Raw genomic sequence first — 22,317 nt, forward strand, 5'->3', positions numbered from 1 at the left:
AGCCTCCTTTGTTTCTATAATTGTAATGAAATATAAATACTATGTTCACACTCATTTTCTAAACCGATAAAATTTAGTGTTTCAATAGCAGATTGATGCCCTAAATACTTTTGAATGACTGGTATAGGTATACCTTTTTGATAAGCATGATATGCAAATGTCTTACGCAATGTCGTTAGTCCTACATTCTCTATGCCAGCTTCAATTGATGCTTGATGAATAATTCGATATGCTTGCTGTCTAGATAATACTTGATTTGTTCGTAGTGATTGAAAAAGAACGTCTTCATTCGAAAGACTCCTGTCCTCTATATATTGAAGTAGTTCTTTCGATAATGTTTCTGGTAATTTAATTTTAATCAACGAATGAAAATGTGCTTTACACATTTCTGATAACGTACACTTTTCAATTAGTCTCTTAACTTGAGAGACTGTAATTGTTAATAATTCTGATACTTTCAATCCACTATGTATAGCTAACTTAAAGAATAAATAGTCACGTTCAGATTTTATCTTGAGCGCTTCATACATTTTAACAATATCATCATTAAATTTAATCGCTTCTACTTTATTCATTACTCAACCTCCCCTTGCTTTAAGTGTCTTAATCATAGCTATTTTATATTTTAGTTACATATATCTATTGCCTTTTTTATAGATTTTAAACATAGAAAATAAATTTAGCCATTTTATTATTTTATTTCGATATATAGTGTGAAAGGAGGTTTTAAAATATGAGTAAAATAAACCACATCACTATTGTATTATCATTTACAAAAGTAGACGCTAACGGCAAACAAACAGAATTTAAGCGTCGATTCGCCAACATTAACCCTGATGCATCAAACGACCAAATTAAAACATTCAGCAAACTTATCGAGCGACTTACTGGAGAAACATACAACAACATCGAAGTCATCAAATCTGTATCAATTTAATCAGGAGGACACTTTCATGACTAAAACACTTGAATTAAGTTTTAAATCTTCACTAGACAAGCCTGTAAAACTGCAATTACCACAATTAAACAACGTAGTAACCGAGCAAGTTGCACGTGATAGTATGAATGCGTTAGTAGATTTAAATATTATAAAGTCAAATAGTGGTACTATCACCAAAGTACATTCTGCTCAAATTATTGATAAAACAACAACTGTTTTATTTGAAGATAAGAAATAGATATAAAGAAAGCGCAATTAATTTAGTATAAATACTAACACCCTGGACTTTCATCATGATTGTCTAGGGTGATTTTGTTGTGTTAATGTCCTGTTTTTTTCAACATTATTGTAAATGAGTTGTATATTTTCTCTATAATGATAATGTATACATATGATTTTATTATTAACTTTGGAAAGTGAGACTTTATTCATATGCTTCTTTTCTATATCATTGGTGTCCTAGTTGGAATGCTTATTCCTATCCAAACATCTGTCAATTCAAGACTATCACTGTATACTAAATCGCCTTTCTATACTTCATTCATTTCATTTTCAGTTGGAACAATTTGTTTAATCGTCTTAAATATTTTTATAAATCCTGACGTTTTCTCATTACACTTTTTTAGTAATCAAACATTCAACTATACTTGGTTCGTTGGCGGATTACTCGGTGTTGGCTATTTAACTGGCAATTTATTGTTATTGCCAAAATTAGGTGCAACATTAACTGTAATTGCAACAGTTGCGGGCCAAATTATAATGGGTGTCATTATTGATACGTTCGGATTATTTGGTGCAACAGTTCATGATTTTAATTTAATTAAAGCAATTGGAGTACTACTATTAATTGTTGGTATCATCACAATGAATCAATTTAACAAGAATAATTTATTACTAACTGATCAAAAGTATTTACTGTTTTGGCTTCTCTTAGGATTTATTTTTGGTTTCTTTCCACCTATTCAAACGACAATTAATAGTGCTTTAGCAAGTCATACTCATTCACCAGCCTTTGCATCATTAGTTTCATTTACAATTGGATCAATAACGCTGTTGATTTTAACCGCTATTTTTAATCGTTCTTTAAAACTAAAAACAAGTCATTTAAAATTCGGTAAATTAAAACCTATCTATTTTACTGGCGGTATACTTGGCATGGCTTTTGTAACAGCTAACATTATCTTAATGCCTCATATGGGTGCAGCATTAACAACACTTATTGGGATGTTTGGCCAGATTCTAATGGGCATATTGATAGATCACTTTGGATTATTTGGTTCACCTAAAATAGCAATGACATCCAGAAAAACTATTGGTCTATTATGCATTTTGACAGGCATTATACTTTTAAGATTATTTTAAATTAACTTTTAGCTTATCATTTTAACTTGTAATTATTTTTAAAAGTGATAAGCTATTTTTTTGTAATCTAAAAATCTTTAGAAAAGCGTTGATTTAGGTAGTATTCTTTGACACAACAAATTTTAATTTAGCAAATTAGACACTCAACTCATTCTTAAGACCTAAATTAATGTTGTTTTTTAATAATTTATACCAAATTAATAGCAAAAATTATGTTATTCGTGCTAATATTTCATAGTTGGTTATTCAATTAATTAAAAATAAGTCAAAATGCACAACTTTTTATAATTCATTGAGTCGAGTTTGAAAAATAAAAGTGCTTTAATGCATAATCAATTATCGTACTTTCTATTATTTGTTACCCGTTATCAATCGGAATAACGTATAGACACTTTAACGTGCTATAGATTGGTTTTAATCACTAAATTAATGTGTTTTTCGTATCATTAAAACTGCACTGAGAATTACTAAATTAAAAAAATTATAAAAATTTTTCATTTTTAGTGATAAAATTCTGAAAAATGGGTATAAATAGTAGAAGAAGTTAACTTGGAAGAGTTAAGCTATAACAAAGAATCTCTTTAGACACACATTGAATATCGAAACATTTAATTGCGCTAAATCGTTTCATTAAATAAATTACCTTGTATTGACGATTAAATTAAGGTAAATTATAAAAAATGCTGATATTTTTGACTAAACCAAATGCTAACCCAGAAATACAATCACTGTGTCTAATGAATAATTTGTTTTATAAACACTTTTTTGTTTACTTCTCATTTTTAATTAGTTATAATTAACTAAATAATAGAGCATTAAATATATTTAATAAAACTTATTTAATGCAAAATTATGACTAACATATCTATAATAAATAAAGATTAGATATCAATATATTATCGGGCAAATGTATCGAGCAAGATGCATCAAATAGGGAGGTTTTAAACATGGCAATTACAAAAATCAATGATTGCTTTGAGTTGTTATCAATGGTCACTTATGCTGACAAATTAAAAAGTTTAATTAAAAAGGAATTTTCAATTAGCTTTGAAGAATTCGCTGTATTGACATACATCAGCGAAAACAAAGAGAAAGAATACTATCTTAAAGATATTATTAATCATTTAAACTACAAACAACCACAAGTTGTTAAAGCAGTTAAAATTTTATCTCAAGAAGATTACTTCGATAAAAAACGTAATGAGCATGATGAAAGAACTGTATTAATTCTTGTTAATGCACAACAACGTAAAAAAATCGAATCATTATTGAGTCGAGTAAATAAACGAATCACTGAAGCAAACAACGAAATTGAACTATAATTTTGTTTAGCGCAATTTGGTGAAGTTTGATAGATGATACATTCTATTAAACTTCCTTTTTTTATGTCTTTTTTTCTAAATATAGAGAATTTATGTATAAATCGCGTGTATTCATTACATGATTATCTGACAATATGCATTCGCATCATAAAAATTTCATGCAAAATCATGTGAATGAGGCATCAATCAATGTTCTAGGTGATAAAATGTTATGTTTGCGGGGTCGAACATAAAGAATTTCGAAAAGAAATTCTACGGGCAAAGCAAGTTGGCGGGGCCCCAACACATAAGCTGACTGAAAGACAGCTTACAATAATGTGCAAGTTGGCGGACAACGATAAAGAAATACATTTCTTCAGAAATTAGTATTCCTATTTTAAAGTACACATTAGCAGTGTCTAATGATAAAGAACCACTACTTAATAATTCATCAGTGGTTCTTTATCATTTCTATCCCATATCATTTTCTATTTTACTTTTTCTAAAAAATTTAAATAATAATTCATAAATGCTTCTGGTTCTTCAATATGCGGTGCATGTCCTGAATGTTCGAAGATTTTTTTCGTTACATTTAAAAAATGCGCTTCCAATTTAAAATGATTCTTATCTTTAATCAAAGGATCATGTTCCCCATTAATTAACAAAGTAGGTACACATGTACGTTTTTTTAAATACATAGGTTCATCTTTATGCAAAATTAATGAACGAATTGCCACCGCACTATCATCCTCAGACTTAATGCTATATATTCTTTGTTTTTGATACCATTTCATCGTCTTCTCTTGATTTCTAAACAATTTAGAAAATAAAAGAATATACGCTTCAGACTTATTAAAACCCGCTATATCATCTTGATATTGAATTAACAATTGAGTAAAGCTGTGTATTAAGTCATCTTTCTTCGATGCAATGGTAGTTAATGATTTTACACGATAAGCATATTTATCTGTAAATAACTTAGCAACTACCCCACCTAAATCATGTCCTAGAATATGTGCCTCATGAATATTTAACTTCTCCATTAGAATTTTTAAATCCTCAACGTGATCGTTTAAATCGTATGATTCACTTTTAGAAGACTTGCCATGACCTCTTAAATCGTAAGTAAGTACTTTATATGATGATGCTAGTTGATGTTGCAAATCTTCAAATCCAGCTAAATTACCATCCAATCCATGAAGTAATATTATAGGATCCCCTTTACCTTCAATTTGATAAGTTAATTGGATTTGAGGATTAATTGTGACTTTATTCATTGTGACACCTCCCTCAATAAACTATATACCCAACCTTCATTCTATATACGCTTCCATTTTATAAACAATTTTTTTAAATTATTTATAAATTACAAAAAGTTATTCCAACAATAAAAAAACTATTCATCTCAATTAATACAATTAATCAAGTGAATAGTTTTATCATATTTATAATCTTGTACGTGAAGATAATCTAATTGTGAAATATATAACTAGAACTACTAATAATATCCATATAATTAATGAAAAAATCTGGGCTGATTGTGGATTATGAATCATTGCATCGACGGTTTTTTGACAAAATAATAAGCCGATTCCCGAAAACTCAAGTCGCTTATAAAATATGCCGGCAATTACTAAAATAATACCAATGAAAAAGAAAAATTGATGTCCAAAATTTGTAATTGGTATAACGCCCCAAGTAATATTAAATGCTTGTAATATAATTAATAACAAGGATATGATAGCGATAATTGTACCCATAATCATTTCTATTTTATTACTACGCAAGTAATTCTTTTGCGACACCCTTAGGTATACAACAATAGTCATTGGAAAAATCACTAAACAATAAAATAGACTCATTCCAGTAATAGCTTGAAACTGAACATACTGTTTATCATATAAATAGGATATGAGAATGAAGTTTATAATAAAGAAAATAACTGGATTCATTTGTAAAGCAAACAAATTCCTTTGAATCATTAATATGATTTGTGCTGGAGATTTTCTTTTATATTCAATATAATCTTGATCTTTCTTTTCAGAATTTTTTATATCAGTAATTACTTTCTCTTTAATATCATCAATCAAATGCGGTGATAAACCTTTATGATTAAAGTAATCTTCTATATTTTCTAGTAAAATTTTATCGTTTATACGCATTGGTAGTACTCCTTTAAAATGAAACATCTTTATTTATTGTATTGGTTTAATATCCCCTTCGCAAATCATAAAAAATTATATTCACTGTATTATGGCATGTAATAAAATAACCGACAAGTATTGCGATTTAACTTGTCGGTTAAGCACGATTAATTTAATTATTATTTTTCCAAATCAATACGATATAATTTTATGTTTTTATCTTTTGGTGCTGAGGCAAATTGATAAGTCGTTTTGCCTTTTTCAATATATCCAAAATTACCAGCAACTTTGCTATATTCCGTATGTGTTACTGCTTTGCCAACATAATTTTTAACAGCTTGATATGTTGGACCATTAGCATCATTATACATCATTGAAATATGAGTTACTTTACCATTGTTTTTCTTACCATCAGTAGTTACTAATAACATACCTTTTTTAGTATGAAATTCGTAATAATGTTCAGTTCCATCTTCATTGTAAGAATACATCGGATTTTTGTACTTAGTTAAAACATCTTTAATAGATTCGCCAATTTTCACATTTTCTAATGAATGATCACCCTTAATTAATTGTTTAACAGTATCAATAGAGTTGCCACTTGCTGCTTCGGCACTAGTGTTCGCTATGCCTACTCCCATTACAACAGAACATGCAATTATACTTGCCGTTAGTAGCTTTTTCATAAGCACTCTCTCCTTTTATTTATATCGTCTTGTGCTCACAACCATTATACAACAATCATTTCTAAAACAACAGTCATATTACAATTATATTACAAATAATAATTACTACTTTTATATTTCACTTATCACTTAAAATTAAACATGCTTTTCATCGTGATGTTTGTTAATAAATGAAGCTGTATCTTCGACGAACCTTTCTTGCTCTTCAACAAATGGGAATGCACTTGATTCTTGATATACTTCAAAGTCCGCATTTGGGATTAAATCAGCTACTTCTTTAGCTTCTAATCTTGTTGTTCTTTCACCGAATTCTCCTGCAATAATTTTTGTCGGTACTACGACATTTCTATAAGTTTGAGAAATATCAGCGTTTTTGAATACCTCTTTAACTGCTTGAATTTCTTCTTTAGTTGATATTTCATTTGTATCTACGACATGTTTGAGGAATCGATTCATTTTTCTCGGACGATAATACTTACGCTTATTTAAAAATTTATCTTGTTTTTCAGGATCCCAGTTTCGAATAATATGGGCATATTTTCTAAATAAACGTTCTTCCGGTAATTCACCTTCAATAGATGTTGGATTTACCAACATAAGTGATGATGTAAATTCAGGATAACGTACTGAAATATCGGCACCAATGATTCCACCCATTTCATGGCATACAAATGCAACTTCTTCAATGTATAGATATTTAAGTAATTCAACAATATCATCAGAAAAATCTTTTATTTCAATGTGACGAGGTTTATCAGAATAGCCATGTCCACGTAAATCAATTAACACAACTTGAAATGATTTTGCTAATTCTGCTGCTAATTTATTAAACACAGAATAATTATCAAGTACAGTATGAATCAATACGATAGGATAGCCTTCACCTAATGTACTGTAATGTATCGATGTTCCATCTTTTCTAGTAAATAGATCCATAATTTTCTCCTTTATTATCAATTTTTATTGGTAAAATGGTTAATAATTCTTCCACTGTTGTAATTGTAAAATCAACTTCTTCTTCAAGTGGTTCAATTTCAGCATCTTCTTGTTTATACCATACACTAACCATGCCCATAGCTCGTGCTGGAGCTACATCATTTAACGCATCATCGCCAACATACATAATTTGCTCAGGTAATACCCCTAGTTGATCAATCATATCTTCAAAAATTTTAGGATGTGGTTTACGAAAGCCAACTGTTTCTGATGTTGATAAATAATTAATAACATGCATCAAACCAAGTGAATGTAATCGAAATTGTTTAATCTTAGATTTACCATTTGCGATAACACCAATTTGAAAGCCTTTTTGCGATAGCTTTTCTAGTGTATATAAAGTATCGTAATAAGGAAATACATAACGATAAAAATGCATTTCAAAATCATTAAATAAGTCTTTCCAAGTTAGCCTATCTACATGGAAACGTTTAATGATTTCTTTATATAAATCAGGTTTATCATTATCTTCATCGTCATCTAGCTCAATAAATGCTTTTTTAAAATCTGCTAGTTGAACATGAATTAAGTAGTCATGAAATCGTTCATATTGCTCTTCGATAAATTTCTCTCGAGATTTAACTCTGTCCAACAACGTACCTTCTAAATCAAATACAACTGCTTTAATTTGATTCAAATCCATCGCTTATGCCCTCTTTATGTTTATAGTTATTTTTATTTTAGCAAATGTCATGTGCTAGTGTAACCGTTTCGACTGAGATATTAGCATGTAAAATAACACTGGTATACCAATTAATGCAATGATAATACTTGCCGGTATTTGTACTGGTGACAATATATGGCTACCAATAAAATCTGCCATAACCATTATTTGTCCTCCAATTACAATATTCAAAGCCAATTGTCTTCCTAATGATTGTTTCCACTGCCATTTTCTAATGAGTTGTGGTATCACCATACCAATGAATCCAATGATGCCAACATATGCAACATTTATCGCCGTTATCATAGAAGCTACACATAACGCGATATATGTAATCAATTGAACATTTAAGCCTAGTGACTGACTTTTTAGTTCTCCTAATTGCAATAACTTTAGTTGATTAAGAATGATAAATATACCAAACAGTGCAATGATAAATGTGATTGCTATTATGGATACATTTGAGTATTCTGCATCACCAAAACCACCAAACAGATAATTGGCAATTGTATTTAATTTGCGAGGTTTTAATAAAATCAAAAAATATAGAAGTGAATTGAATAATGCACCAATCATTAAACCACTTAATATTAAGATTCTAACTGGATAGCCTTGGCTCAATACCGACGTAATGACTAATACAGTTATTAATGTTATCAAACTAAATGTTATTGAAAATACAGGAATCCATAACGTTGATAATCCTAAAAATAATGCTAATCCTGAACCAAATGTAGCACCGCTTGCCAATCCTAATGTAAAGCTATCTGCCAATGCATTATTTAAAACTGTTTGAAATATAAGGCCTGCAACAGTCAATATCATACCTGTCAACAATGCTTCTAATAATCTCGGTAATCTAACATTGATTAAAATAGACTGGTTAAATACATCATTGATATCCCCCAACTGCCAAAATAGATATATGCTAGTTGTTATAATCAATATGACTATCCAGCTCAATAATACTTTATTAAATGTCATAGCATTCTCTTTTCTTTCATCGATAATTACATTCATTATAGCAATCACATACTCGCGTTGCTATCATTCACTAAATATATTTTAAAAACCCCTTATTACTACATGTAGCAATAAGGGGCATAATTAGAATGGTTTATTTTCTATAAATTGCATCTCTTAATTCTTTTAATCCTTCATCAATACGTGGACCTGGTCTTGACACTTCATCACCATTTACAACTTCAATACGTGTATTCTTGACAGCATTAATTTTATTGAATCCACCTCTTTTTTTGATGATATCCATATAATCTGATCTTGTCTTAGCTTCCGTCGAAATTAATATATCTGGGTTCTTTTTAATAATACTTTCCTTCGTTACAGGGTTCCAACCATTAATGTCACTATAAACATTTTGGGCTTCTAATTTTTCTAACATATCATTGAAAAATGTATGCTTCCCTGCTGTATATATTTCAGGCTTTGATGAAACCTCAATAAATACTTTTGATTTTTTATGATGAGCAGGAATTGAATCTATGACTTTATCGATATTATCTTTAGTTTCCTCAACAAGTTGTTCAGCCTGCTTATCATGATGCGTTAATTTCCCAATTTGCTTAAATGTGTTGTAAGTTTCATCAATTGATTGTGCATCTTTAACATACACTACTTTGATGCCTTGTTTCTCTAATGATGACAATACTTTATTTGCAGTTGCCTTTTGCGACTCATGCGCAAGAATTAGATCTGGCTTTGCCTTTAAAAGTTCCTCTTTATTTAGATTCAAAGCATCAAATTGTTTCTTACCCTTTTTCACATCTTTTGGATAATCATCAACCGTTGAAACACCAACTATGTATTTACCTAATCCTAATTCATATAAAATTTCAGTATTAGTAGGCATTAACGAAACAATTCTATGGTACGGCGATTTAGACGAGCCATTATCATCGCTACCTTGTTTATCATTATCTTTCATACCACAGCCACTCAGAACAAGCATAAAAATCAAAATAAAAGCAATTAACGATTTCTTCACATTATCACATCTCCTTTTTAAAGCCTCTTGAGCTTTAGTGATTAGAGGCTTTTATGCAGTTGTGCCTTAGCATCCAACTGCGTTCCTTTAATCTTCTTGAGCTTTAGTGATTAGAGGCTTTTATACAGTTGTGCGGTAGCATCCAACTGCGTTCCTCTTCACCTTTAGCGATTAGAGGGATTTATGCAGTTACTGCACAAACAAACAACTTTTTTTCTTTATATGCTTCTATTTATTATATAAGTCCACATACTAAAAGAAAATAGTAAATTATTTTTTATATTTCATATAAACTCATCTATCTAACTTCACAGCGTTTACTTTTTAAAGTAAGGTTCTAAAAAATCATAATTCTTTATATCTTTATCTCTAAAGTAATGTTTACCAAATACATCTAACAGAGCATGAAATTCATTAGCATCTTGATTTGTAAAATGATTTGGTAATGTGACTACTTTTTTTAATTGATCATAACTTTTAGTGTTTTCATATCCTAATTTATCATATATTTTTCTTGTATAGCTATCTGGAATAAATTCAATACGTCCGAATATATAAACAAGTAAGACATCTGCTGTTTCACTTCCAATACCTTTCAAAGATAATAATTCTTTTCTTAATTCAGCTTTATATCGCTCATTAATCTCTTGATAATTGAAATGATGTCGTGCTAACCATGTTAATAATGTTTTAATCGTCAGTGATTTACTTTTATAAAAGCCACTTGAATGAATCAATGATTGTAACGTTTCAATAGGTAGTTCTAATATATGATTTGGATTAAAATGCGTGTGTTCTTTAATCTGATTCAATGCAATTTCTGCATTTCGCCATCTAGTATTTTGAACTAAAATTGCACCTAACATCATTTCAATGTCATTATCAGCAGGCCACCAATTTTGAGGTCCCATATGCCTATATAACAATTTATACAATTCATCAGTTCCTAACATTTACATCCTCCTTTTAGAGCCCCTTGAGCTTTAGCGATTAGGGGCTCTTATGCAGTTGTGCGCAAGCAAGCCAACTGTATTCCTTTAACCCCCTTGAGCTTTAGCGATTAGGGGCTCTTATACAGTTGTTGCGCAAGCAAGCCAACTGTATTCCTTTAACCCCCTTGAGCTTTAGCGATTAGGGGCTCTTATGCAGTTGTGCGCAAGCAAGCCAACTGTATTCTTTAACCCCCTTGAGCTTTAGCGATTAGGGGCTCTTATGCAGTTGCTGCGCAAGCAAACCAACTGTATTCCTTTACTCCCCTTGAGCTTTAGCGATTAGGGGGCTCTTATGCAGTTGTACCTTAGCATCCAACTGCGTTCCTCTTAACCTTATTCACATACTAAGCATTCCCCAATATGTCACATACCTAATAAAAAACACCCCAACACAAAGTATCTTTGGAGAAACTCTACGTTGGAGTGTATATAAATGTTCTTACATTGATTCAGGTGCGCTTACACCGACCATTGCCAATGCATTTTTCAATGTAATTCTGACCGCTTCAATCATAGCAACATGTGCTTTTGTTTTTTCAGTATCATCTGTTAACACTTTTTCAGCATTATAGAATTTATGGAAATGAGAAGCTAAATCTTGAATATAATTAGTAATTCTATGTGCTGATCTATGCTCAGCAGCACTTTCAATTGTAGGTTCGAAATCAGCTACTTTTTTCAACAATTCAATCGCTTTTTCATTTGTAATCGTTGTAAAATCATTCGCAGCAGCTACCTCAATTCCTTGCTCTTTCGCTTGTTTTAAAATTGAACAAATACGCGCATGTGCATATTGAGCATAGTAAACTGGATTGTCTTGAGATTGCTCTTTCGCTAATTCCATATCAAAATCAAAGTGACTATCAGGACTACGCATAGTTAAGAAATAACGTGCAGCGTCAACGCCAACTTCGTCCATAATTTCTCTTAATGTAATCGCATTACCAGTACGTTTACTCATCTTCACTTCTTTACCATTTTCCATTAAACGAACCATTTGCATGATTTGAATTTCTAAACGATTACTATCTACACCAAACGTTTCAAGAGATGCTTTCAAACGATTAATATAACCATGATGATCAGCACCAAATAAATCGATTAAAATGTCATTACCACGTTTAACTTTATCGAAGTGGTACGCAATATCTGGTAAGAAATACGTATATGTACCGTCATTTTTAATTAATACTCTGTCTTTGTCGTCTTTAAAATCAGTTGTACGTAACCATGTAGCGCCATCAGCTTCATACGTATAACCTAATTCTTTCATTTTAGCTAAAACTTCAAGAATTTCACCTTTTTCATATAAAGATGTTTCACTAAACCAATTATCAAAATGCGTATTGAACTCTGCTAAATCATTTTTCAGTTTAGCCATTTCGTATTCTACGCCTAATTTTCTAAATTCTTTCAAACGTGCTTCTTCAGAATAATCTTTAATTTCAGGGTGTTTCTCTGCTAAATCTTTACCTATTTCAATAATATCTTTGCCATTATAGCCATCTTCTGGCATTGAATAACTATTGTCACCTAAAGCTTCAAAGAAACGTGTTTCAATCGAACGCGCTAAGTTAGTAATTTGATTACCAGCATCATTAATATAATATTCACGTGTTACATTATAGCCAGCTGCAGTTAAAATATTAGCTAAAGCATCACCAACTGCTGCATTTCTAGCATGACCAATATGTAAATCTCCTGTAGGGTTAGCTGAAACATACTCAAGCAATACATTTTGACCTTTTGATTCATTTACATATCCAAATTGATCACCTTTTTCAATTGCTTCAGGAATAATTGCTGTTAAATACTGATTATCTAAGTAAAAATTAATGAATCCTGGACCAGCAATGTCAATTTGTTTTACATGTGCTTTTTCAGTGTCTAAGTTATCAACAATCGCTTGAGCAATTTCACGAGGATTACGCTTTGCAATCTTAGTCAGTACCATCGCAATATTAGTAGCATAATCTCCATTTTTTGTATCTTTAGGAACTTCAATTTTAATATCAGGAATCTCATCTGCTAATCCTGCTTTGTTAATACTTGCTGCAATTTCTTCTACTAATGTTTGTTTCACTTGATCAATAATATTCATTCGCCTATCTCCTTATAGTTAATTTCATATTGATAAGAACCCATTTTTTCATTATCTTGATATAATTCATAATGAATCTTTAACTTGCCACCGTCTCCACTTACGAAATGTAAAATGCGTAATGTTTTAACTTCTAGTGGAATTCGTCCAGCCGATATATCGTAAAAAGTTGTTGTCGTTTGTCCTTCAACAAAATGCAAATTCATATTAATGTCGCCTTTACGAATCAACTTAACGCTATCATCATCCACTTTTATTGTAACATTAACTGTTGCATCCTCAATTTGTTCTACGTACCGAATAAAGTTAGATTGCCTTTGTTGCCAAGTTCCTTCAGTAGTAAATTCAAATTTTTCTTTTTCGTTGTGCTGTTTCAACACTTGCTTTGTATGAATACTTACTTTTTTATCCAATTTACTACTCACCTTAATCTTCGCATAATAGAAATATTATAGCATAAAATAAGGTCATCTTGTTATGCCTTCTTAAAGCTAAATAGGTTCAATTAATTAACAATTCCATACTTAATCAACGCTTGATATATGTAAGCCATTTTATAAAATACAAACAACACCTCAAAACCAAAAAACACGAGATTTTCACTATCTTTCATGAAAACCTCGTGTTTGATTATAATGATAGTGTTCAGAGCACTACCTTCTTTATCTATAAAGTCATTTTATATTTTTAAAATTTAATAACCATTCTACCAGTTATAGTACCATTTTCCATTTCTTCAAAAATATCATTGATTTCTTCTAATTTTCTTAATTGAACTTTAGGTGTTACTTTATTTTCAGCAGCAAATTCAAACGCTTCACGTAAGTCTTGTCTTGTACCAACAAGTGAACCTACTACTTCAATACCATCAAGCACTAATCTTGGGATATCTAAGTTCATTTTATCAACAGGTAAACCAACGGCAACAACTCTTGCACCAGCTTTTACAACATCAACCGCTTGGTTAAATGGCGTCTTAGCAACTGAAGTTACCACTGTTGCATCTAATCCTTTGTTATCAGTTAATTTCATAACTTCTGCAACTGGATCAACATCTTTAGAATTAATAATAGCATCTGCACCTAATTCTTTCGCGAATGCTAATTTATCATCATTAATATCGAAGGCAACAATTTTAGCCCCCATAACGTTTTTAGCATATTGTAAAGCTAGGTTACCTAAACCACCTATACCAAAAACACCTAACCATTGTCCAGGTTTTACATTACTTACTTTTACAGCTTTATAAGTTGTCACACCTGCGCATGTAATAGAAGACGCTGCTGCTGGATCTAATTTTTCAGGTACTTTCACAGCATAGTCTGCAGTAACAATAACTTGTTCAGCCATTGCACCATCTACTGTATAACCAGCATTTTTCACACTACGGCAAAGTGTTTCACGACCTGTTGTACAATATTCACATCTTCCACAGCTTTCGAACATCCAAGCGATAGACACACGGTCTCCAATTTTTAATGATTCTACATCTTCTGCAACTTCGATGACTTTACCAATACCTTCATGACCTAAAGTAACGCCTGTAACATCACCAAAATCAGCATTCTTAACATGTAAATCGGTATGACAAACGCCACAATATTCCGTTTGTACCAATGCTTCACCAGGTTTTAAAGCTCTTAACTTTTTGTCCTCAATACTTACTTTGTGATCTTTCGTTACAACTGCTGCTCTCATAATAATGTCCTCCTTATAGTCACTCCAGTATGTATGATATTAATTGGCGATTACTTTCAAAAATGAAAACGAATAATTATAGATGTAATTTTTATTTGTAATAGACGCCAGATTAAAATATACTACTGTGACTTTGTTTTTAGTTAGATATCAACCGTTAACTTTTAACGTTTCCCTAGTTAATATGTTAAAAGAAATGACATAATCGATATGCTAACGTGTAATTTTTACTTCACATATATTTATTTAAAGATAATTTATAATACTCTTATCTTCACTCTTATTATAATGTGAATTAATTCACAAAGTATATAGCTATGATCAAAAAAATGTGTCAGTTATTCAAATTTTTTATTAACTACAGATTAATTTAATTTCAAAAAAATTAAAAAAACTCCCAATCAATCTAAGACTTTATTTTCACCTCACGATTTACGTCGTCATTGAGAAATGAATCATATCTTTATAGATTAATTGGGAAATTTTAGTTTCTAATATTTAATTAAATGCTTGATGTAAAGCATCAGAAGAATGCTTCCACATACCTTCATCATGGTTCATTAAAAAGTCTTTTAAAATAGCTTTATTCTCGTCACCAATTTGATCAATGATAATATGATGTTTCATTGATTTATCCATCATATTAACATGTTCAGGCATACTTTTATAACCACGACGAATTGCTTTATTCACTAATAAATAGCACGCTGTTAAACCAGCATAATATGGTCCTTGTTCATTACGTTCTGTTGTTACCCAACACAACCAATATTCTTTAGCTTCATCGCCTTCAACAGCAGCTTTATCAGTAATCCATTTCACGCCTTTTTCAACTTTGGCGCGAGCATGCATGCCTCCAATATCAATAAATGCTTCTTTGTTAGCAACATCGATAAAAACTGGTGCAATATTGTCTAAGCTAATTGAACCAATATTTGTACCTTTATGACCATCTAGAGGGTCATTTTTTATGATATTAAAATTAAAGCCTTTTTTCTCAGACAATGATATAACCTCCATATTTAACGATAACAATTTTAGCCCTGTTTAATTAAGCTCATTAATCAAATTTTCAATAGCTTCTCTAATTGTCTTATCTTTAATCTTTGCAACCATTTCTCTAGGATAATATAATTTATAGTCTTGGCGATTAATACCTGTAATACTATGAATGACTAATGATTGATTGCTTATTTCTCTAATCGTACCATCTTGTCTTAATAAATGAATCGGTTTGCGATTTGACCCAGGTCGATCATAGTCATATGGCAAATCCGAAAATGCTTCACTCACAAAATAATAATCTGGATTAATACCACCTGCTTCAAACAGTTCTTGCAGTTCTGATATTGTAATAATTGAGCCATCAAATGGAATATATTTAAATAAGTCTCGATTAATAAATCGACTTGCTAAATCACTTAAAATGGCATCATCTTCTTTTGTCCATTTTTCCAAATAATACGTAACTACCGCTTCATCGAGTTCAACATATTGTTCAATCGTAACTGTCTCTTCAAAAAATGGAATAAAATCATGTGGATGCAACTTAAATTCATAGCCTTCATTATAAAGCTGTTTTGCGCGTTTCAAACAATTATTAAGCAGCACTTCTCCACCACGACTAACTGGGTGGAAATAAATTTGCCAATACATTTGATAACGACTCATAATAAAGTTTTCAACTGCATGCATACCACTTTCTTTGATTAGTACTTCATCTTTAGAAGGTCGCATTAATCTTAAAATACGTTCCATATCAAAAGCACCATATGATACACCTGTGAAATACGCATCACGTTGTAAATAATCCATTCTATCCGCATCGATTTGTGAAGAAATCATCGAAATGACCAATTTATTATGATGCGTTTTATTAATTACTTCCGCAACTTCTCTTGGAAACTCAGGCGATACTTTACGTAATACAGCATTCACCTCAGTATCTCCAGTAATAATCGCTTGTGTGTATGCTTCATGGTCTGTATTAAATATTTTTTCAAAACTATGTGAAAATGGACCATGTCCTAAATCATGTAATAATGCAGCACATAATGCCAACGGTCTATCTTTATTGTCCCATGCATCATGACCAATAAATGACTCATCAATTAATCGTCTAACTATTTCATACACACCTAAAGAATGTCCAAAGCGACTATGTTCTGCTGTATGAAAAGATAGGTACAGTGTTCCTAGTTGTCTAATTCGACGTAACCTTTGAAATTCCTTAGTTTTAATTAAATCCCATATCAATTGATCTTCAACATGAATATATCGATGTATCGGGTCTTTAAAAACTTTTTCTTCTACTAATTTTAAATCTACATATGCGTTAGTCATTATTCCCCTCCTTTTCGTTTAATATAATATTTAATTTACTTAAAATGCTTTGTACATAAGTGCTAAGTCTAACTTTTCGCCATACATTTCTGGCTCATAAGAGCGTAAGATTGTAAAACCTTGCTCTTTATAGTAAGCTACTGCTTCTTCATTTTTATTATCTACTTCTAAGTAAACACCTTCAAATTTATCTTCAAAACGTGATAATCCTTCATTTAACAATGCTGTACCATAACCTGTATGTTGCGATTCTGGTTTAACATAATGAGCTGATAAATATAATTCTTCACCGTAAATAAAGTTAGCAAAGCCAACGATGTCATTACCTTCTTCAACGACTAAGAATAATTGTTCTTGAAGTCTTTTCTTTAAATGATGTTCATTATATGAAGCTTCTAACAAGTGATTAACTGTTGTCGCAGCGTATATATTTAAGTATGTATTAAACCAAGCTTTAGTTGCGACATCTCTAATTTGAACAACATCTTTTTCAGTTGCTTGTCTTACCTTGAACATGACTTTCTCCCCTTATTAACAAGTTTTAATAACGGCATTATACCACAACTTGCTCAATACTTAATAAACAATGATTGTCTATTCAATTTATATATTTATATTTTCCGTTAAAATTAAAAATAAAAAATAACGAAGCAAAAAATCACTTCGTTTAGTATGAGGTATGTCTTATTGCAATATACTATTCCACTCAGTTGCACGTGCTAAGGCATAGTTGTCTTTCATGATGTCACCAGGCTTTTCAGCAGTTCCAATAATATAACCATTTAAAGTGGCACCTAAAAAGTCTAAACTATATTTCATTTGCGTAATTGCTGGCTTCGCTTTTATTTTTGGACAATCTCCACCAACTAAAATAACTCTAAAATCCTTTTCGGCCATTTGTGCCTTAAAATTAGGATATCGTTTATCTTGTAATGTTTCTGACCAATGTTCGATAAATGCTTTCAATGGTGCTGAAATGCTATACCAATACACTGGTGATGCAAAAATAATTGTATCACTAGCCAATATTTTATCTAGAATCGGCAAATAGTCATCGTCATATGAAGTAATAGTCTCTGTTGTATGTCTCACGTCACGTATCGGTTTAAACTGATGTTGTGTCACGTCAATCCATTGATACTCTAAATCTTGCAAAGCGAATTTTGTTAATTGTGCAGTATTACCGTTTGGTCTACTCCCACCAAACAAAACAGTAATCATTTTAGCCTAACCTCACTTTTGATTAATAAATATCTGTGTTTTTCGTTACCTAATTATACTATCATAAGCTTTGCCTACCGAATAGTAAAACGCTTACAACTTTTATATAAATTTGACGAAATTTCGTCATGCCTTATATAAAGTCGTTTGTGATACGGGGCTAATTCATGATGAATTAGATACATATGTCACCATTAAATACAATTCATTTAGTCTTCAATTGGAAACAGTTCATCGATATATTGAATCTCATCATCTGATAAAACGATATCTGCAGCTTTAATATTTTCAATGACTTGTTCTGCACGTTTTGCACCAGGAATAATCACATCGATAGCTGGTCTCGTTAAATAAAATGCTAATACAATGTTCGCAATTGAAGTTTGATGTGCTGCAGCTAGGCTTTCCAAAGCTTTTACGCGACGCACATTTTCTTCAAATACACCTGGTTTAAAATCACGACGTGTAGTACGATGGTCACTAAATTTAGTGTTCTCATCATATTTTCCAGCTAAAATACCGGATGCTAATGGGAAATATGGAATAAATGTGATTTGGTGATCAACACAATATTGTAATACTGCCTCATTTTCGCGATGCAATAAATTATATTCTAACTGTACAACATCAACGTAACCATCTTTATTTGCTTCTTTAAGTTGATCTAATGTGAAATTTGATACACCAATGGCTTTAATCTTCCCTTGTTCCTTAAGCTCTTGTAATGCTGCAACTGCTTGATCTTTCGGAGTGTTGTCATCTGGAAAATGAATATAATATAAATCGATATAATCAGTTTGTAGACGTTTCAAACTATTCTCAACTTGTTGTTTTAAATATTCCGGTTGATTGTTCTGATGTACTTCTTGATTTTCATCAAATTCATGAGACCCTTTCGTAGCAATTTTAATTTGCTCTCGCGGATATTCTTTAACAACTTCTCCAACCAATTCTTCTGAACGTTCTGGCCCATAAATATATGCCGTATCTAATAAATTAATACCATGATTAATGGCTTGACGAACAACTTCTTTTCCTTGTTCTTCATCTAAGTTCGGATATAAATTATGCCCACCTACTGCGTTCGTCCCAAGTGCGATTGGAAATACTTCAACATCAGATTTACCTAAGTTTACAAATTGCTTCATTAGACCCAGCTCCTTATCTTTATAACTTTTCCACTATCACACTATCATGATTTAATACAACTTCCAAATGTTAGAATTAGGGTTTGAATTTAGGCGGTGTATTAGAGAAATGTTATGTAGAACTCAGTTAAAATAAGTATTGCTTAAGTTGATATTCACATAGCGCGATTGCTCGTTAGCCTTTAAATTACATGTACTTTTTTGTATCAGAAATTGAAAAATCATTTAAGAACGACAACATTAAATCCATTACAAATTCAATTAGAAATACTATAATGTTTTGATTTGCATAACAAAGAAATTAAAACTGTTAATATTAACATGGGATATCCATTATAAAATATTCATCTTTGTAGTTGATAATTCTATATTTCGGATTTTTATTCATTCTATCTATGAGTCAAATTTTTATATTAAATTTAATAATTTTAGATTTAAAAAACTCATTTATTATTCAGCTTTTTTAAGAAGTATTACATGAGCTTTTTTAATGCCAATGGGAACAATGTTTATAAAAAAGAAAAACATAGTTACTGCACCCCAACAGATAAATATAATTATATTTTGAACATCTATAGTTATCAGGGCATATAAAGTGAAAAATGAAAAACCACCGAAATATAAATATGCAAATATTATAAAGAAAAAATGTTTTAAATTAGGTAGCAATATCATTTTCTGACTTTTTTCTTTATTCATAGTAAAAACACTTAATGCTAGCCTACGATTTAAATTTAGGTAGAAAAATAAAATACCAAGAAATACAACAAAAAATATGGCTATTACTATTGTTTTTTCCAATCTAACATTAAATAAAGGCATATACTTTCTAAAAGTCACACTAAATAAAACTGAACTACCTAATGCTGGCCAAAATGCATTGTTTTTAGCAGGTTTGAAAGTATTTAAACTTTCTAATTCTTCTTGACTGATCTTGATGTATCTTTTTGGTGTCAACCAATTAAGCAGTGGAATGAATAAAACTAACCAATTATTTATTATATTCACCATCAAATATTCATCATTATATTTAATAATTCTATATTTGGGATTTTTGTATATAGCTATTACCTCGCAAAGCAATGTCTCCACATCCCTTTAATTTTATGTGTAATACATTTTTCGATACTTCAAAAGACATTAAAATATTATCAACTTACTATCATTAAAAATTTTATTCATTGTTATTTGCATATCTTTAATCTGAATTTATTACTACCACTTAATTTTTAAGTATGACATGAATGTTTTTATCTATAATTAAAGCTATATTCACTAGAAAAAAACCCATTATAACTGCAATCCAAGCAAAATATACTATTATGTTTTGATAACTCATTGATAATAGTGCATCTAGGAATAACATAGTCAATCCGCCAAATAAAATATATCCAAATAATGTGAAACAAACATTTTTTAGTGTAGGTATTAAGACAATTTTTGATCTTTTATTTTTAGTATTATAAATATTTAAAGATGATTTTTTAATTAGGCGTACATAAAATGTTAAAATCCCTATAAATGTGATACAACATATGGCAATAACTAATTTTTTATCAAGTTGAGTGTCAAGTAAATGCGTATACTTTCTTAATGTAACTGCGAATAAAGTAGAGATACCTGCAACTGGCCAAAAAACATTCTTTTTAGCAGGTTTAACAATATTTAAATTTTCAAACTCTTCTCTACTAATTTTGACGTATCTTTTGGGGATGAACCAATTAATAAAAGGAAAAAATAAACTAATCCAAGTGCTTATTATATCGACCATTAAGTATTCACCATTATATTTAATAATTCGATATTTTGCGTTTTTATTGATAATTTTAGATTCGCATAGCACTTTTTACCAGCTCCATTTCATAGGATTTATATGATCAGAAATACTTTTTGAAGCTTCACCATGACATTTTCAACACCATCTACTGTTTTTTCTGCAGATTTTTCTACAGCATCTATACTAGCGTCTAGTTTATGTCCTATCCAATCGTTTTTACCTTTTATTCCAAATTCATTTCTTTGATTGGTCCAATATACAAGTAATGACGAAACAGAACCCGCAGTAAATCCAGCTAAACCATCATTTTTCCACCGTGTTAGTTTTAGATAATACATAAATTTTTTTGTCAATAATCGATGACATGTTTAACAGAAAGAAACCTGCAGTCATTACCAACCAACCAATAAAGCCTATTATATTTTGAGGATTTAAAGTTAATAACATACTTAGAGCCATTATTGAAAGACCGCCAAATAAAAAATAATAAAATATTGTGAAGCAAAAGTTTTTTAATGAAGGAAATAAAATTATTTTCCCTTTACTAGAGTTATTATTATAAATTTCCAATCTTAGCTTACGATTCAGAAATAAAAAAAGTATTAAAACACCCAGAAATATTGCACAACATATTACAATCACCATGTTTTTCTCTAATTGAATATTAAGTGAAGGAATATATTTTCTAAACGTAACTCCGAACAAAATAGTACTACCTGCAACTGGCCAAAAAGCTTTATTTTTAACAGGTTTGACAATGTTTAAATCGTCAAATTCTTTTTTACTGATTTTGACATATTTTTTTGGAATTAACCAATTAATCATAGGAAGAAATAAAGTTAACCAGGTACTTACTAAATCAATCATTAAATATTCATCACCATATTTAATAACTCTATACTTAGGGTTTTTGTTGATAACTTTAGATTCACATAGCAA

The 22,317-nt window shown here is 30.5% G+C and carries 24 protein-coding genes and 2 pseudogenes; 4 read left to right on the forward strand and 22 right to left on the reverse strand.

Translation table 11 applies throughout. The annotated features are described in order from the left end of the window. Positions 1-14 precede the first annotated feature (14 nt). The gene (locus JV528_RS08895; protein ID WP_001044912.1) at positions 15-575 is read right to left on the reverse strand and encodes a tyrosine-type recombinase/integrase; all 561 of its coding nucleotides are present in this window, start codon (positions 573-575) and stop codon (positions 15-17) included. A gap of 158 nt (positions 576-733) precedes the next feature. Here JV528_RS08895 and sroA point away from each other — a divergent pair, with 158 nt between their 5' ends. The 4 genes from sroA to sarA all read left to right on the forward strand — a co-directional run bounded on the left by sroA (position 734) and on the right by sarA (position 3,624). After that, positions 734-937 (forward strand): sigS mRNA-stabilizing protein SroA, encoded by a 204-nt coding sequence (gene sroA / locus JV528_RS08900; RefSeq protein ID WP_000036087.1) that lies wholly within the window; start codon positions 734-736, stop codon positions 935-937. A gap of 16 nt (positions 938-953) precedes the next feature. Beyond that, positions 954-1,178: a DUF2922 domain-containing protein gene (locus JV528_RS08905; protein ID WP_000169042.1), complete on the forward strand. Its 225-nt coding sequence runs from the start codon at positions 954-956 to the stop codon at positions 1,176-1,178. Between the two features lie 194 nt (positions 1,179-1,372). Continuing rightward, entirely contained in the window at positions 1,373-2,302 is a 930-nt protein-coding gene (locus JV528_RS08910) for a DMT family transporter (RefSeq protein ID WP_001807229.1), read from the forward strand. Between the two features lie 947 nt (positions 2,303-3,249). Further along, on the forward strand, positions 3,250-3,624 hold the full coding sequence (gene sarA / locus JV528_RS08915) for a global transcriptional regulator SarA (RefSeq protein WP_001018677.1): 375 nt from the start codon (positions 3,250-3,252) through the stop codon (positions 3,622-3,624). Between the two features lie 467 nt (positions 3,625-4,091). On the opposite strand, the gene JV528_RS08920 is transcribed toward sarA, so the two are convergent. The 21 genes and pseudogenes from JV528_RS08920 to JV528_RS09020 all read right to left on the reverse strand — a co-directional run bounded on the left by JV528_RS08920 (position 4,092) and on the right by JV528_RS09020 (position 22,317). Then, positions 4,092-4,880 carry an alpha/beta fold hydrolase gene (locus JV528_RS08920; protein ID WP_001045422.1) on the reverse strand — a complete coding sequence of 263 codons (789 nt, stop codon included), beginning with the start codon at positions 4,878-4,880 and terminating at the stop codon, positions 4,092-4,094. 168 nt (positions 4,881-5,048) lie between these two features. Further along, the gene (locus JV528_RS08925) at positions 5,049-5,765 is read right to left on the reverse strand and encodes a hypothetical protein (protein WP_001222133.1); all 717 of its coding nucleotides are present in this window, start codon (positions 5,763-5,765) and stop codon (positions 5,049-5,051) included. 161 nt (positions 5,766-5,926) lie between these two features. Further along, on the reverse strand, positions 5,927-6,433 hold the full coding sequence (locus JV528_RS08930) for an SA0570 family protein (RefSeq protein WP_000735553.1): 507 nt from the start codon (positions 6,431-6,433) through the stop codon (positions 5,927-5,929). A gap of 135 nt (positions 6,434-6,568) precedes the next feature. Further along, positions 6,569-7,369: an alpha/beta fold hydrolase gene (locus JV528_RS08935; RefSeq protein ID WP_000362961.1), complete on the reverse strand. Its 801-nt coding sequence runs from the start codon at positions 7,367-7,369 to the stop codon at positions 6,569-6,571. Next, a complete protein-coding gene (locus tag JV528_RS08940) occupies positions 7,353-8,072 on the reverse strand; it encodes an HAD family hydrolase (RefSeq protein ID WP_000365352.1) in 720 nt (239 codons plus the stop codon). Before JV528_RS08940 ends, JV528_RS08935 begins: the two co-directional genes overlap by 17 nt. 54 nt (positions 8,073-8,126) lie before the next feature. Then, positions 8,127-9,077 (reverse strand): FecCD family ABC transporter permease, encoded by a 951-nt coding sequence (locus JV528_RS08945; protein ID WP_078061142.1) that lies wholly within the window; start codon positions 9,075-9,077, stop codon positions 8,127-8,129. A gap of 133 nt (positions 9,078-9,210) precedes the next feature. Beyond that, positions 9,211-9,990, reverse strand: a pseudogene (locus JV528_RS08950) (ABC transporter substrate-binding protein); the annotation flags it as partial. A 425-nt stretch (positions 9,991-10,415) separates the two neighbouring features. Further along, a complete protein-coding gene (locus JV528_RS08955) occupies positions 10,416-11,051 on the reverse strand; it encodes an endonuclease III domain-containing protein (protein ID WP_000901755.1) in 636 nt (211 codons plus the stop codon). Between the two features lie 478 nt (positions 11,052-11,529). Further along, entirely contained in the window at positions 11,530-13,191 is a 1,662-nt protein-coding gene (gene argS / locus JV528_RS08960; RefSeq protein WP_001021152.1) for an arginine--tRNA ligase, read from the reverse strand. Next, positions 13,188-13,604, reverse strand: a complete 417-nt coding sequence (locus tag JV528_RS08965; protein ID WP_000359082.1) for a YwiB family protein — start codon at positions 13,602-13,604, stop codon at positions 13,188-13,190. Before JV528_RS08965 ends, argS begins: the two co-directional genes overlap by 4 nt. Before the next feature lie 92 nt (positions 13,605-13,696). Continuing rightward, the gene (locus JV528_RS08970) at positions 13,697-13,804 is read right to left on the reverse strand and encodes a hypothetical protein (RefSeq protein ID WP_000655100.1); all 108 of its coding nucleotides are present in this window, start codon (positions 13,802-13,804) and stop codon (positions 13,697-13,699) included. A 74-nt stretch (positions 13,805-13,878) separates the two neighbouring features. Next, positions 13,879-14,889 carry an alcohol dehydrogenase AdhP gene (gene adhP, locus JV528_RS08975; protein ID WP_001200748.1) on the reverse strand — a complete coding sequence of 337 codons (1,011 nt, stop codon included), beginning with the start codon at positions 14,887-14,889 and terminating at the stop codon, positions 13,879-13,881. Between the two features lie 498 nt (positions 14,890-15,387). Further along, on the reverse strand, positions 15,388-15,909 hold the full coding sequence (locus JV528_RS08980; RefSeq protein ID WP_001788287.1) for a YwhD family protein: 522 nt from the start codon (positions 15,907-15,909) through the stop codon (positions 15,388-15,390). A 27-nt stretch (positions 15,910-15,936) separates the two neighbouring features. Next, positions 15,937-17,232: an HD domain-containing protein gene (locus JV528_RS08985; protein ID WP_000180234.1), complete on the reverse strand. Its 1,296-nt coding sequence runs from the start codon at positions 17,230-17,232 to the stop codon at positions 15,937-15,939. A gap of 39 nt (positions 17,233-17,271) precedes the next feature. After that, complete coding sequence (locus tag JV528_RS08990; protein ID WP_000477504.1) at positions 17,272-17,748, reverse strand: GNAT family N-acetyltransferase; 477 nt, start codon at positions 17,746-17,748, stop codon at positions 17,272-17,274. A gap of 168 nt (positions 17,749-17,916) precedes the next feature. Then, complete coding sequence (locus JV528_RS08995) at positions 17,917-18,453, reverse strand: flavodoxin family protein (RefSeq protein WP_000633786.1); 537 nt, start codon at positions 18,451-18,453, stop codon at positions 17,917-17,919. Positions 18,454-18,662: 209 nt separating this feature from the next. Continuing rightward, the gene (locus JV528_RS09000) at positions 18,663-19,601 is read right to left on the reverse strand and encodes an aldo/keto reductase (protein ID WP_000808904.1); all 939 of its coding nucleotides are present in this window, start codon (positions 19,599-19,601) and stop codon (positions 18,663-18,665) included. Positions 19,602-20,051: 450 nt separating this feature from the next. Beyond that, positions 20,052-20,684 carry a DUF443 family protein gene (locus JV528_RS09005; protein WP_000882191.1) on the reverse strand — a complete coding sequence of 211 codons (633 nt, stop codon included), beginning with the start codon at positions 20,682-20,684 and terminating at the stop codon, positions 20,052-20,054. Between the two features lie 139 nt (positions 20,685-20,823). After that, the gene (locus tag JV528_RS09010; protein ID WP_000882081.1) at positions 20,824-21,444 is read right to left on the reverse strand and encodes a DUF443 family protein; all 621 of its coding nucleotides are present in this window, start codon (positions 21,442-21,444) and stop codon (positions 20,824-20,826) included. 3 nt (positions 21,445-21,447) lie between these two features. Next, positions 21,448-21,665: pseudogene (locus JV528_RS09015) on the reverse strand (T7SS effector LXG polymorphic toxin); the annotation flags it as partial. Positions 21,666-21,681: 16 nt separating this feature from the next. After that, positions 21,682-22,317 carry a DUF443 domain-containing protein gene (locus JV528_RS09020; protein ID WP_000882123.1) on the reverse strand — a complete coding sequence of 212 codons (636 nt, stop codon included), beginning with the start codon at positions 22,315-22,317 and terminating at the stop codon, positions 21,682-21,684.

The sequence above is a fragment of the Staphylococcus sp. GDB20D11A genome (assembly GCF_016893255.1).
GTDB lineage: Bacteria > Bacillota > Bacilli > Staphylococcales > Staphylococcaceae > Staphylococcus > Staphylococcus aureus.

What these genes read in the sequence shown, in the direction of transcription:
- JV528_RS08895 (WP_001044912.1), bottom strand. Translation starts at nt 575, where the DNA reads ATGAATAAAGTAGAAGCGATTAAATTTAATGATGATATTGTTAAAATG.
- sroA (WP_000036087.1), top strand. Translation starts at nt 734, where the DNA reads ATGAGTAAAATAAACCACATCACTATTGTATTATCATTTACAAAAGTA.
- JV528_RS08905 (WP_000169042.1), top strand. Translation starts at nt 954, where the DNA reads ATGACTAAAACACTTGAATTAAGTTTTAAATCTTCACTAGACAAGCCT.
- JV528_RS08910 (WP_001807229.1), top strand. Translation starts at nt 1,373, where the DNA reads ATGCTTCTTTTCTATATCATTGGTGTCCTAGTTGGAATGCTTATTCCT.
- sarA (WP_001018677.1), top strand. Translation starts at nt 3,250, where the DNA reads ATGGCAATTACAAAAATCAATGATTGCTTTGAGTTGTTATCAATGGTC.
- JV528_RS08920 (WP_001045422.1), bottom strand. Translation starts at nt 4,880, where the DNA reads ATGAATAAAGTCACAATTAATCCTCAAATCCAATTAACTTATCAAATT.
- JV528_RS08925 (WP_001222133.1), bottom strand. Translation starts at nt 5,765, where the DNA reads ATGCGTATAAACGATAAAATTTTACTAGAAAATATAGAAGATTACTTT.
- JV528_RS08930 (WP_000735553.1), bottom strand. Translation starts at nt 6,433, where the DNA reads ATGAAAAAGCTACTAACGGCAAGTATAATTGCATGTTCTGTTGTAATG.
- JV528_RS08935 (WP_000362961.1), bottom strand. Translation starts at nt 7,369, where the DNA reads ATGGATCTATTTACTAGAAAAGATGGAACATCGATACATTACAGTACA.
- JV528_RS08940 (WP_000365352.1), bottom strand. Translation starts at nt 8,072, where the DNA reads ATGGATTTGAATCAAATTAAAGCAGTTGTATTTGATTTAGAAGGTACG.
- JV528_RS08945 (WP_078061142.1), bottom strand. Translation starts at nt 9,077, where the DNA reads ATGACATTTAATAAAGTATTATTGAGCTGGATAGTCATATTGATTATA.
- JV528_RS08955 (WP_000901755.1), bottom strand. Translation starts at nt 11,051, where the DNA reads ATGTTAGGAACTGATGAATTGTATAAATTGTTATATAGGCATATGGGA.
- argS (WP_001021152.1), bottom strand. Translation starts at nt 13,191, where the DNA reads ATGAATATTATTGATCAAGTGAAACAAACATTAGTAGAAGAAATTGCA.
- JV528_RS08970 (WP_000655100.1), bottom strand. Translation starts at nt 13,804, where the DNA reads ATGAAAGATAGTGAAAATCTCGTGTTTTTTGGTTTTGAGGTGTTGTTT.
- adhP (WP_001200748.1), bottom strand. Translation starts at nt 14,889, where the DNA reads ATGAGAGCAGCAGTTGTAACGAAAGATCACAAAGTAAGTATTGAGGAC.
- JV528_RS08980 (WP_001788287.1), bottom strand. Translation starts at nt 15,909, where the DNA reads ATGGAGGTTATATCATTGTCTGAGAAAAAAGGCTTTAATTTTAATATC.
- JV528_RS08985 (WP_000180234.1), bottom strand. Translation starts at nt 17,232, where the DNA reads ATGACTAACGCATATGTAGATTTAAAATTAGTAGAAGAAAAAGTTTTT.
- JV528_RS08990 (WP_000477504.1), bottom strand. Translation starts at nt 17,748, where the DNA reads ATGTTCAAGGTAAGACAAGCAACTGAAAAAGATGTTGTTCAAATTAGA.
- JV528_RS08995 (WP_000633786.1), bottom strand. Translation starts at nt 18,453, where the DNA reads ATGATTACTGTTTTGTTTGGTGGGAGTAGACCAAACGGTAATACTGCA.
- JV528_RS09000 (WP_000808904.1), bottom strand. Translation starts at nt 19,601, where the DNA reads ATGAAGCAATTTGTAAACTTAGGTAAATCTGATGTTGAAGTATTTCCA.